This window comes from Streptomyces sp. NPDC002671 (assembly GCF_053592475.1).
Genome location: NZ_JBSFVU010000084.1, coordinates 1 through 11,863, shown reverse-complemented (window position 1 = coordinate 11,863; position 11,863 = coordinate 1). Strand labels below are relative to the sequence as shown.

The 11,863-nt window shown below is 70.0% G+C and carries 13 protein-coding genes; 9 read left to right on the top strand and 4 right to left on the bottom strand.

Features of this window, described 5'->3' with window-relative positions:
- Window positions 1-233 precede the first annotated feature (233 nt).
- Window positions 234-1,061 carry an HARBI1 family protein gene (locus ACWD35_RS43135; RefSeq protein WP_451356806.1) on the top strand — a complete coding sequence of 276 codons (828 nt, stop codon included), beginning with the start codon at window positions 234-236 and terminating at the stop codon, window positions 1,059-1,061.
- A gap of 630 nt (window positions 1,062-1,691) precedes the next feature.
- On the opposite strand, the gene ACWD35_RS43130 is transcribed toward ACWD35_RS43135, so the two are convergent.
- The 4 genes from ACWD35_RS43130 to ACWD35_RS43115 form a co-directional block, all read right to left on the bottom strand.
- Window positions 1,692-2,306, bottom strand: a complete 615-nt coding sequence (locus ACWD35_RS43130; RefSeq protein ID WP_451356805.1) for a hypothetical protein — start codon at window positions 2,304-2,306, stop codon at window positions 1,692-1,694.
- Complete coding sequence (locus ACWD35_RS43125) at window positions 2,303-3,484, bottom strand: MAB_1171c family putative transporter (protein WP_451356804.1); 1,182 nt, start codon at window positions 3,482-3,484, stop codon at window positions 2,303-2,305. The genes ACWD35_RS43130 and ACWD35_RS43125 overlap by 4 nt, the downstream gene beginning before the upstream one ends.
- A gap of 13 nt (window positions 3,485-3,497) precedes the next feature.
- Window positions 3,498-4,007, bottom strand: a complete 510-nt coding sequence (locus ACWD35_RS43120) for a hypothetical protein (protein ID WP_451356803.1) — start codon at window positions 4,005-4,007, stop codon at window positions 3,498-3,500.
- Between the two features lie 164 nt (window positions 4,008-4,171).
- Window positions 4,172-4,672, bottom strand: a complete 501-nt coding sequence (locus ACWD35_RS43115; protein ID WP_451356802.1) for a helix-turn-helix domain-containing protein — start codon at window positions 4,670-4,672, stop codon at window positions 4,172-4,174.
- Window positions 4,673-5,044: 372 nt separating this feature from the next.
- Between ACWD35_RS43115 and ACWD35_RS43110 the strand changes: the two genes are divergently transcribed.
- The 8 genes from ACWD35_RS43110 to ACWD35_RS43075 all read left to right on the top strand — a co-directional run bounded on the left by ACWD35_RS43110 (window position 5,045) and on the right by ACWD35_RS43075 (window position 11,766).
- Entirely contained in the window at window positions 5,045-6,046 is a 1,002-nt protein-coding gene (locus tag ACWD35_RS43110) for a hypothetical protein (protein ID WP_451356801.1), read from the top strand.
- Window positions 6,046-6,741, top strand: coding sequence for an ATP-binding protein (locus ACWD35_RS43105; RefSeq protein WP_451356800.1), 696 nt, complete (start codon window positions 6,046-6,048; stop codon window positions 6,739-6,741). The genes ACWD35_RS43110 and ACWD35_RS43105 overlap by 1 nt, the downstream gene beginning before the upstream one ends.
- 118 nt (window positions 6,742-6,859) lie before the next feature.
- A complete protein-coding gene (locus tag ACWD35_RS43100) occupies window positions 6,860-7,426 on the top strand; it encodes a WhiB family transcriptional regulator (protein WP_451356799.1) in 567 nt (188 codons plus the stop codon).
- Complete coding sequence (locus tag ACWD35_RS43095; RefSeq protein ID WP_451356798.1) at window positions 7,423-8,499, top strand: DUF2637 domain-containing protein; 1,077 nt, start codon at window positions 7,423-7,425, stop codon at window positions 8,497-8,499. The genes ACWD35_RS43100 and ACWD35_RS43095 overlap by 4 nt, the downstream gene beginning before the upstream one ends.
- A 101-nt stretch (window positions 8,500-8,600) precedes the next feature.
- Window positions 8,601-8,825: a hypothetical protein gene (locus ACWD35_RS43090; RefSeq protein WP_451356797.1), complete on the top strand. Its 225-nt coding sequence runs from the start codon at window positions 8,601-8,603 to the stop codon at window positions 8,823-8,825.
- A 203-nt stretch (window positions 8,826-9,028) separates the two neighbouring features.
- Complete coding sequence (locus ACWD35_RS43085) at window positions 9,029-9,487, top strand: plasmid mobilization protein (RefSeq protein WP_451356796.1); 459 nt, start codon at window positions 9,029-9,031, stop codon at window positions 9,485-9,487.
- A complete protein-coding gene (locus ACWD35_RS43080; protein WP_451356795.1) occupies window positions 9,487-11,256 on the top strand; it encodes a relaxase/mobilization nuclease domain-containing protein in 1,770 nt (589 codons plus the stop codon). The genes ACWD35_RS43085 and ACWD35_RS43080 overlap by 1 nt, the downstream gene beginning before the upstream one ends.
- Window positions 11,257-11,361: 105 nt before the next feature.
- On the top strand, window positions 11,362-11,766 hold the full coding sequence (locus ACWD35_RS43075; protein ID WP_451356794.1) for a hypothetical protein: 405 nt from the start codon (window positions 11,362-11,364) through the stop codon (window positions 11,764-11,766).
- Window positions 11,767-11,863: the final 97 nt, after the last annotated feature.

The window sequence follows — 11,863 nt, the reverse complement described above, 5'->3', positions numbered from 1 at the left end:
GCATGGACATGCCCAGTAGGCGTCCCAGACGGCGATCAGTACCACGATCGAGCGATCACGAATCGAGAAAGATCGGACTTAACGCCCACTCAGTGAGGTCTTCTCGGCAACGTGATGGTTTCGGTGCGTGATCGCGTGCGGGTGGTCGCGGTGGTGGCCCGGCGTCAGATACGCGTGAAGCCTCCGGGTAGGAACGTGTCTGCGAAGATCAAGTTCCGGCCGAGGGGCTTCACGTGCCGTCCAGTATCACCTACACCGCTGTCCTCGATGTCCGCAGGGGGACCGCCGAGCATCTCGCGATGCTGCTGCGCGACCACCACAGGCGGCTCGGCACCCGCAATGGCACCCGCGCCCTGGGCGTCTTCAAGCATGTCGTGCTGGTGCTGCACTGGTTCGTCGACGGCATGCGGCTCCTCCAACTCGCCCGGGACAACGGCATCGCGGCCCCGACCGCCTACCTCTACCTACACGAGGGCCTGACCGTGCTCGCCGACCACGCTCCCGACCTGTCCACCACACTGGAACGCCCAGCGGCGGCCGGATACACCCACCTCAACCTGGACGGCACGGTGATCCGCACCGACCGCGTGGCCGCCGCCGGCCGCAACAAAGCCGACCTGTGGTGGTCCGGAAAACACAAGCACCACGGCGGGAACGTGCATGTCTTCGCCGCCCCGGACGGCTGGCCGCTATGGGTCTCACCGGTCCGCCCGGGCCGCGAGCACGACACCGCCTGCGCCCGTGCCCACGGCCTGGTCGACGCTCTGAACCAGCTCGCCGCCACCCTGGGCATCCCCACCCTGACCGACCTCGGCCACGAGAACATCGGCGACGGTTTCCGCCACCCAGTCAAGAAACCCAAGGGCGGCGAACTCGCCGAAGAGCACACGGCGTTCAACGCGGTGATCCGGGGCGTGCACGGCATGTCCGAACGCGCCAACGCCCTCCTGAAGGTCACCTTCAAGGCCCGCCGCAGGGTCAGCCTCGACCCGTCGGCCATCACGCGCATCGCCCGAGCCGCCCTCGTCCTCCTCCAGCTCGAACACGGCCGCACTGCCTGAACGAAGATCACAAACCCTCACGAGACGTTACCGAGAAGGGTTTCATTCTCGACCAGGCTGTCACCGTGTTGCTGACCCACCCCGACCGGCTGGATCACGTCAGTGGGGGAGTCGCGTCCTGGGACGACGTGATCTAGGAGACTCTCCGCTACGCCGGGCCCGTCAGCCACCTGCCCCTTCGGTACGCCGTCGAGGACATCCCCTCCCAGGAGGCCTCGTGATCCGGCAAGGCGACGCGATCCGCGCCTCGTACGGAGCCACCGGCTGCCACCCGAATCTGCACGGCGCCACGGCCACGGCATTCGACATCACTCGGGGGACAAGCAACATCTCTCCTTCGACCATGGTGCCCACTTCTGCCTCGGAGCGCCTCTGGCCCGCACGGAGGCGCGCGTCGCGCTCCCCGCCCTCTTCGACCGGTTCCCGGACACGGCCCTCGCGGTACCCGCCGACGACCTCGAACCGGTGGCGAGCCTCCTGGCCAACGGGCACCGCACCGTGCCCGTCCGTCTGCAACCCCAGTTCATGCCCGGGTGATCCGGACGACGGTGCCAAGCGACACTGTCCAACCGCTGACTGATCCGGCGGACACCTCTCGGTCCGCTGATGCGGTGAACCTGCGCGGACGGGTCAGCGCAGCCCCGCGAACACCACAGCTGCCGCCGTGCCGCCCAGGATGGTGCCCACAATCACCTGCGCCGTCGTGTGGTCGCGCAGCGAGACCCTGGACCAGCCGACGGCGGCGACGCCGAGGAAGAGGAGGGCGGCCCACCAGCCGTAGGCGACGGTGACGACGACGGCGACGCCGGAGGCGACGGCGGTGTGGACGCTGACCTTCCACCAGACGGTGACCGCCATGGTTAGCACCAGGCCGGCGATCATGGCGGCGACCAGGGCGACGACCTCGCGGGGCGCGTCGAGCGCCAGGAGCAGGCCCGTGCCGACGAGGACGGAACCGAGGGTGACGAAGAGGGGTATCCACCGCTGGGAGCGGATCTTGAGGTGCTTGTCGGTCCAGCGGCCACGGCGGACGCCGGCGACGATGTAGGCGATCGGCAGGCCGCCGCAGAAGGCGCCGGCCAGCAGGCCCCAGCCCGCACCCGCAGGGGAGTTGGTGGAGTGCCAGCCGATGACCAGCAGGACGCCGATGACCAGGTTGGCGGGCGCCAGGACCTCGGTGACGAGGCGGGCGGAGCGCCTCTCGGCAGGAGCGGCGGCAGTGGGCGGAAGCTGGGTGGCGGTCATGCCGGTGTCTCCTCAAGGTGGGCGCGGAGGAAGTCCTGCGTGGCGCGGGAGCGGTAGGCGGTGTTGAGAGTGGTAAGGGCGCGGATCTCGGTGGCAAGGTCGCGGCCTCCGCTGGCAGGAGGCATGGGCTCGCCGGAGCCGGTGGCCGCGCCGCGGAGCCGTTCCTCGCGGGCGACGGCGAGCCAGCAGGCCTCGGCGGTGATGTCGGCGTGGGCGCCGATGAAGCCGAGGGAGGCGGCGTGGTTGTAGGCGCGTCCACGCAGTTCCGCCGGTGCGTGGTCGGCGAGAGTGAGGATCGAGTCGCGGATCTCGATGGTGCGCCGGTACAACCGGTCGTGCGTACGCAGTGGGTTGGTCGCGTCGATGGCGCGGCTCGGCGGGGTGTCGAGCCGGGTCTCCGGGACGGCGTCGGTGAGGGTGCGCCACAGGGGGTAGAGGCTGACGAGCTGCCAGTGGCCCCGGATGCGGGCGAGCACACGTGGGGCGGCGGGGAGGGTGCTGCCCAGCACGATCAGCAGCAGGGCCAGGAAGAGCAGGTCCGTGCTGAGCGCGTGGTTGACGTGTTCACCGAGCGGACTGTTGCCGACGTAGTCGATGAACAGTACGGCGACGCGGTGGAGGGCGTATACGAGGCCGACGGCGGTGCCGGTGCCGATGAGGATCAGCCCTCGGCCGACGAGTCCGCTGTCGGGGCGGCGCCCCCAGCGGAAGCAGAGCAGCGTGGCGCTCAGCAGGGCGGCGCCGAGGTAGGAGGTCCATACGACGCCGTACGCGAGGATCGTGGCGTGGTCGGCGTAGTCCGCCAGGAGGTCCTCCGCCTCGTGAGGCTGGGGCGTGGCGAAGAAGCAGGCAGCCAGCAGGACGACCGTGACGACAGGCACGGCCTTGTGCAGCCGGGATGCGCGTATCCCGGTCTTCGACTCGGCCATGTCGGTGACGAAGGTGAGGACCGATGCCGCCGCGACGATCCCGCAGATGTGCTTGATCAGGAACGTCAAGTTGGTGACATGCAGGTGCTCGTCGACTGCCGATGCGACGACGCCCGGCCGGACCGTCATGGCTACGGCGAGTGCCGCGAAGGCCAGCCAGAGACTGAGTCGTTCGGGTCTCCGGAAGGCGGAGCGGGCACGCCAGAGGGTGACGGCCCAGAGCAGGACAGCGGGTATCGCGTCAATCATGTGTGGGGGAGTCTCAGGTGTCGCTGAGCGCGGCATTGAGCCGACGCAAGGTGCTGGGGGTGGTTCGGTCGCCGTTTCCACGCAGAGCGGCGCGGGTCGCGATGAGGCCGGCCAGCGTCTCCGCGCTCCGCTCCTCCTCGGTCTCGTAGCTCGTGCGGCCAAGGACACCCGTCACGAGGTCGGTGTCGAGATGGTGGAAGGCGCGGCCGAGGGTTTGACGAGGGGTGTGTCCGAGGAGCATGTGGCTGACCTCGTGCAGCACGATGTGGTCCCGGTGGAGAGGGCTGGTGGCGTCCTCCACGAGGATGTGGTCCGCCTTCTCTGTGGCGAGCCAGGCTCCGCAGGGCAGTTCGTCACCGGTGATCGCCGGGAACGTGTGCAGGTGGATAGGCCGACCGCGCTTCTTGGAAACGCGGGCGAGCAGTTCCTCGATCTTGAAGGGATCCGGAAGGTCGAGATCGTCCAGGACGGATTCGAGCCGGATCCCCTGATCTTGGGCAGGCCCTGAACGACCGGACTTCATCTGCCCTCCGACTCCGACACTCCTTGAACGCGCGACTCATTGCCGCGATGCCGTGGCGAGTATATGGATCATTTCCGGTCGCACATCTGGAGGGCCGCCGATTACGCCGGGTAAATGCGGACAATTATGTGCAAGTGGGGCGGAGAATCCTTGCTAATGGGGCATCAGTTCACGTCATCGTGATGTTTGCCACTGGAATTCACATCGATGATCGGATCCTCGTCGGGGACCTCGAGGCCTTCAAGTTCGCGAGCGCGTTCGATGAATTCGGAAATGATCTTGAGGCTCTTGTCGGAGAGCCCGGACGCACGTAGAGCCACTGATCTCACGCCTGCATCGCGCATGGCGGCGAGCGCGTCGAGTTCGGCGGCGATCTTCTCCGATTCGTCGTCGTCGAAGAAGTAGGCGGGCTTCACGCCGAAGAATGTGGAGAGAGCCTCGAGGTGGCGCTTGGTCGGATTGTCCTTGGCGCCGGTCCGCAGTTGCCAGATGTAGCTCGCGGAGATGGTCGGGCCGCCCTGTCGGCGGATGCCCGACGCCACCTCCTCGTAGCTGTACGGGCCGCGACCCTTCGGGTGGACGGTGGTGAACAGCCGGTCCAGGCGACCGGCAAGCGTGGCCCCGCCGCCCGCCTGCGCCGCAGGTGGGTTGTTCTCGTGGTCCATCGTGGCCGTCCTCCGGTCGCGTCACTTCCACTGATGTGAATGGCTGCCCTGCCTTCATCTTCCCTGGTTGACAGTGGCACCCCATCTCAGTCTAGTGTGATCATCGTGCCATCCACCCATGAAAACGGACCAGGTCGGGGTGGGGCCAAACGACGATGCCCGGGAGCGCCAACTCCCGGGCATCCGTCGGCTGCCCTCGCCGAGGGCACCCAATGATCCGGGGCCGCGTGGCCAGCTTGCAGGCAACAACCGCGCAGCCCCGTCCATGGAGACGGAGTATCACATGCGCCCACCCAGCAGCGGAATCCCGGCAGCCTCGACACAGGGCCGGCGCCAGCGGCTCCAGCGTCGTCGAGCTCGCCGGGAGAGCTGATGGCCCGCATCCGGACAGTCAAGCCCGACCTGTTCGTCAACGAACGGATCGCGGCCTGCTCGGTCACCGCGGTCGTCACCTACATCGGCCTGTTCACTCAGTCCGACGACCACGGGCGGCACCGGGACAACCCAGCGATCATCGCCGGCCTCCTCTGGCCGCTGCGCGCCGAGCACACTCCCGTACACGTGGAGGAGGACCTCCAGCAGCTCGCCGACGCCGGACTGATCTGCCGTTACACCGGCTGCGACGGCAAGCGCTACCTCCACATCAACGGCTGGTACGAGCACCAGAAGATCGACCGGCCCAGCCAGTCCCGGCTCCCGGTCTGTGTCGCCCACAACAGCGACAAGAGGTGCGGCCCGTGCAAGGGAGTCTGCGTCGAGGCCGGGGCGAACACCCGGGGAGCACTGGGCGAGCCCTCGGCGAATCCTCACCGAGCCGTCGACCCGTACCCCGCACAGCTCGCGCGTCCGCACAGCGACCGCACCACGGCCCCAGGCGCCGGCGATGACAGGCATCCCGACACCAGCTGGGCGGCCTCTCCAACGGGAGGGGAACCCACAGGTCAAGGCCGGTTCGCCGAGGCTTCGTCGAACCCTCCGCGAAGCCTCGACGGAGCCTCGACGTCCGGATCCAGGATCATGGATCCTGGATCGTCTTCACCTACGGGGCGCACAGCGCCCGACGGCACGGTCACCGCCGGGAACCTCCTCGCCGAGTACGTGGGCTCCTGCACCGAGCGCCCGCCCGATGACGTCCTCGGACACCTCGGGCGCCTGCTGAAGAAGCTGCTCGCCGAGGGCATCGGCGTGGACCACATCCGCGCCGGCCTCGCCCGCTACGCCGAGATCCAGGGGCATCCCTCCCGGCTGCCGAGCCTGGTGAACGACGCTATGAACGCCCGTGTCCCCGCCCAGACGGCATCCCGGCCCGGCGCGACGCACCGGGCGTGGACCAACCCGGTCGACGCGACCGTCGCCTACGCGGAGGAGCTGTGATGAGCCGCGAGCCCGAGCTCCTCGGCGCCGGAGCCCTCCAGCGACTGCAGCGGATCCTTACCGCCCGGGGCATGAACCCACAGCACCTCCCCGATGCCCCGGACGAGGACCAGCCCTACACCTCGCTGGGCCTGCTGGACGCCCGGATGCCCCCGCGCTACCGGACCGCCCGCGCCGATCACCCCGAGGTACTGGCCTGGACCCGCGACGTGATCGCCCAGGCCGAGGCGCCCAACCCCGGCGCGCGACGGCAGATCACCACCGGCCCCAGCCTGCTCCTGGCCGGCGTCACCGGCGCGGGCAAGACGCACCAGGTGTACGGCGCGGTCCGAACCCTCGTCGAAGCGTGCATCGCCGTCCGGTGGCGGGCCACCACGGCCGCCGACCTCTACGCCGACCTGCGCCCACGCCCCGGACACGACACCGAACGCGAACTCGAGACGGTCAGCCGCTACCCGCTGCTGATCCTGGACGACCTCGGCGCGGCCAAGACCTCCGAGTGGGTCGAGGAGATCACCTACCGGCTCATCAACCGCCGGTACAACCTGATGCTCCCCACGCTGATCACCACCAACCTCGCCATGCGCGACCTCCGCGAACACCTCGGGGACCGCGTCGCCTCCCGGCTCGCCGAGATGACCACCCGCGTCACCTTCGAGCCCGTCGACCGCAGACGCCAGCCCCAGGCCGCTTGACCTGCCGCAGGCCGCCGCGCCGGGCCGCGCCTTCAGCGCGCCGCCCCACGTACTTCCCGACCCAGCAACACCTCTCCGCCGACGCCCACCGCGCGCGGAGAGCGATCGGAGCAACCGCATGACCCCCACGACGATCAGCCCTGCCCGCCACCGGTCGCTCGGCGACCACACCTGGCAGGACCAGGCCGTCTGCCAAAGCACGGAGTACAACCCGGTGGACCCCGAAATCTTCTTCCCCGAGCCCGACGAGACCGCCAAGATCACCGCAGCGAAGTCGCTGTGCGGCCAGTGCCCGGTCCGCCACACCTGCCTGGACGCCGCCCTCGAAGGCGGCGACACCCACGGCATCCGGGGAGGAATGACGGAGGAGGAGCGCGCACCGCTGCACGAGAAGCTCGCCAGCCGCCTCGACTACAGCCGCGTCAACGCCACCGTCGCCGGGCGCGACGTCCACCTCACCAAGGCCGAGCGCCGCGCGGTCGTCCATGCTGCCTACCGGCACGGCCTGTCCGAACAGCGCCTGGCCTGGCTCCTGAAGGTCACCGAGGAGCACGCACAGAAGCTGTACCGCGAGACCCGCCGGGCCCTCCGCAACCGAGACCTGAAGAAGTCACCGCAGGCCACCGCGCTTTCCGAGACCGACGGCGAGCGCTTCGACCGCGAAGACTTCGGGACGGCGGCGTGACCATCGCGAGCGCGCCCGAGACGGCGCACATCACCGGATGGGACCGCGCGGTCGTCATCGCCCTCGGCGGCGCGGGATGCGCCCTGAGCTACGACGCCCTCCAGCAGATGGCCATCGCCATCCACGTCCGCGGTCTCCTGACCTACCTCTTCCCGCTGGTGATCGACGGGTTCATCGCCTACGGCATCCGGGCCCTGCTCGTCCTGCGCGACGCGCCCCTGCGCGCCCGGCTCTACGTCTGGACGCTCTTCGGTACGGCCACCGCCGCCAGTATCTGGGCCAACGCGCTGCACGCGGTCAGGCTCAACGAGGAAGCCGCCTCGGTCACCGGGCTGAGGCTCGGGGACACGGTGGTCGCGGTGCTGTCCACCGTCGCCCCGCTCGCCCTGGCCGGGGCGGTCCACCTGTACATCCTCATTGCCCGAGGGCGGGTCAAGGACAGAGACCGAGATGACCGCGATGACCTCGGTCAGGCCGGTCAGCTAGGTCAGGCCGACCGCCCCGAACGCTTCCCGGTCACTCGGACCGACCGGCCCGGTCCGCGGAAGCCGCAGGCCGATCAGGTCAGCGCCGGACAGCCGGTCACTGCCCTGACCGACCAGCCGAGACTGTCCCTGGACAAGCAGAGCACGGGCCCCCGGTCATTGACCGGGGACAACGCCTCGGCGGGCAGCACCGGCCCGGACACCGGTCACCGCGACCTGGAGCACAAGGCCGCTGACCTGCCCGGACAGCCGGACACCGCGTCGCAGGTCACTGACCGCCCGGTCGGCACAGAGCCAGTCACCGGCGACCGGGACAGCCGGCAGCCGGTCACTGCCCGGCCGGTCACCCCGCCCCCGGTCAGTGACCGGGACACCCGGTCAACCCGTGACCGACGGCCTGACCTGGACACCGAGGAACTGCTGGAGATCGCCCGGTCAGCGGTCAGGGCCGAGGACAAGCTCACCCGCAAGGTGGTCGCCCAGGCGATCCGAGGTCAGCAGATCCCGCTGTCCAGCGACACGCTGACCGCCCTGATGGCCCAGCTCCGCAAGCAGCACGGACAGACGGTCACCTCCACCCGGAACTGACCGGACACCGCGGGGTCGGGTGACCGAGCCGGACACCCGGCCGGTCACTCGCCCCTGGACACACGCCCCACAACCTTCCCGAGCGAACCGGAGAGCACCCCGTGCGCACGAACCCCGCCACACCGGCCGAGGCCGACTCCTGGCTGACGGTCCTTCACCAGCGCGGCCACCTCCACCGCGCCGAATCCGGCCCCGACAACACCTGGACCGTGCAACGACGCCCGCACAGCCGCCCCTGGCCCCTCCACCACCCGGTCCTCGCCATTGACTGGATCGAGGAAGTCGTCCGCGACATCCACCAGCACGACCCGGAGACGAGCCAGTGACCGCCAACGACCCGGCAGCCACCACGACCGGACAGCAGCGTGACCCCACGACGGCCCCTGGCGGAGCAAGTTGTCGCATACGACGGTCCTACGGCCCGTCGCACGCACTTGCCCCCGCTCAGGGGGGCGAGGGAAGTCCGGCTGGTCCCCGAGCGAGGGCGCACCGTGACCAGCCGGACTCTCGGCACCAGGGGGCGCCAGTCGTGGGAGGAGAAGCAGACGACCGCGCCCCGCGCGAGCAGCAGAGCCCGAGTCAACCTGCGTTCCCCGACCGCAAGCCGCGCCGTCGCACCCGCAACCCGAGCCAGCGCACCCACAAGACGACCACCCGCCTGTCCGACACCGAGAAGACCGAGATCACCGCCGCCGCCAAGCAGCGTGCCGTCACTGTCGCCCGTTTCCTCGCCGCCGCCGGCCTCGCCGTCGCCCGCGGTTCGACCACCGTGCACACCAACGAACAGCTCGACGCCGCCATCGACGAGCTGGCCGCCCTGCGCACTGCCATCTCCCGTGTCGGCAACAACATCAACCAGATCGCCTTCGTCTACAACGCCGGAGGGCAGCCCCGCCCCGGCGAACTCGACCACGCCCTGACGACCTTGATCCGCGTCCTGGCTCGTGTGGACGACGCGGCCGACACCCTGGTCAAGAAGCGCCTCTGATGGTCCCCAAGATCCGACGCGGCTCGCGCACCCATGGCCTGCTCGTCTACCTGTACGGCCCCGGCAAGCGCGACGAGCACACCGACCCCCACCTCGTCGGCAGTTGGGACGGCTTCGCCCCCGACCCCGGCAGCGACACCAGCCCCGACCCGGACCCCAAGGTCACCCTGGCCCGGCTCGCCGCTGCCCTGGACCTGCGGGTCAAGCAGGCCGGCGACAAGGCCCCGGCCGAGCACGTCTGGCACTGCTCGGTCCGTACCGACCCCGGCGACCGGACCCTGACAGACGACGAGTGGAACACCGTCGCCCGCCGCCTGGTCCACGCCGTCAACCTCGCCCCCGAAGGCGATCCCGACGGCTGCCGCTGGGTGGCGGTGCGCCACGCGGACGACCACATCCACATCGTGGCCACCATGGTCCGAGGCGACCTGCGCCGCCCGAGGATGAACTACGACTTCAAGAAGGCCCAGGCCGAATGCCGCCGCATCGAACAGGAGATGGGCCTGCGCCAGCTCAAGCCCGGCGACGGTACCGGCGCCAAGACACCTACCAGCGCCGAGCGCTTCAAGGCCGAGCGGACCGGCCGTCCAGAGACCCCGCGCGAGACGCTGCGCGAAGCCGTCCGTCAGGCCGTCGCCGGAGCCGCCAGCGAAGCTGAGTTCTTCACCCGCCTTCGCGAGGCGGGCCTGCGCGTCAAGCTCCGACACGCCCCCTCCGGTGACGTCCTCGGCTACACGGTCGCGCTGCCCGGCGACCGCAACCGCGACCGCGAGCCGGTCTGGTTCGCGGGCTCGACCCTGGCCCCCGACCTTTCCTATCCCAAGATCCAGCGCCGCCTTGCCGACGCAACCCCCGACGCGGTCACGAGGCCGGAAGCCGACAGCAGCCGATCGGACTGGTCGCCGCCCGCACGGGAACGACGCACCGCCACCGGGATCGTCGAATGCGCCGCGATCCTCCTGGACAGCGACGACGACGAAGCCGCAGCCCAACTCGTCGGAGTCGGCGAACTCCTGGACGCGGTCGCCCAGACCTCCCCAGCCGCCACCCGCGCCGAACTTGGCGCCGCCGCTCGCTCATTCGAACGCGCCACCCGCAGCCACGTCCGAGCCGAACGCGCCGACACCCGGGCGATCCGCTCGGCGGCCCGGGGCATCATCCAGGCTGGCAGCGCGCTCGGCCGAGGAGAAGACGGCGGCACCACCGCCATGCTCGTCTCCACCCTGGTCCTGGTGGCGCTGGCCGCAGCACGCTGGCACTCCGCACGCGGTCACGCCCAGCAGGCCGAAGCCTCCCGGCAGACCGCCGAGCACCTTCGCGCCGCCTACCGTCAGGCCGCCGCCGCACCCATGCAGACCCTGCGCGACCAGGGCCGAGCCCTGCCCGAAGCCCAGCGCCGCACCTACGAGACCACCATCCGCGCCGCCCTGCCCGAGAACAGCACCCCACCCGGCACGAACACGAAGAACGACGCCCTGGCCGCCACCCTGGCCCAGGCCGAGCAGGCAGGTCACAACCCCGAGGCCCTCCTGCAGAAGGCCATCGCCATGCGCGAACTCGACACGGCCGATGACGTGAACGACGTCTTGGTCTGGCGACTGCGTCGCCTCGCCCGGCTCCCCGCCCACGCGGGCGAAGGCACTCGACGTCCGCAGGCCGGCACCGGCCGGGCCAACCCTGCCGCTAATCAGGCTGGCGCCCGGCCCGCGCCTTCGGCCTCGCCCAGGCCCGCCGCACCGGACCCGCGCAGCCACCCGCCGCGCCGCTGACCAGCAGTCCGGCAGGCCCACCACCGGCCTGCCGGACTGCGCGAAACCCTTGTACAACCGGCTCCACCGGCTGTTACGGATGAAGAGAAGGCCCTCGACCGGGAGATGACGCTCGTGCTCAGAACGACCGACCACCACGTAGAGCCGACCCCCGTCCTGCCCGCCGCCCCTGCCGGAAGCGATCCGCTGCTGCAACTCCAGTATGAGACGCAGCCGCCCAGCGGACCTGGCGCAACGCGCTGCCTCAGTCACCCGCCGGAGCTGTCGCTGCGCGGGATCCCCGTGATGTGCTCGGCCTGCCGGGCCCGGCGCGACTGGCTGCTAATCAACCACGGCCGCAACGTTTGGGTCCGCTGCCGCTGCAGCAACCAGTGGCCCGAGCCCGAGATCAGCCGCGCCGACTTCGACGCCTTGATCGCTATCCCGGACGGGACGACGTACCCGAGCATCGAGCAGGGCCTTGCCGCACTCGGCTTCGATGGAGCCTTCGCTGGCACATACCTTGAGTAGAGTGTTGCCCGGCACTCAAAATGCCGATGACTTCGGCATTCACGGTGCCGATGTTCGGTGACGACGACGCCCCGCCGGCGGGTGCCAGGCGGGGCGG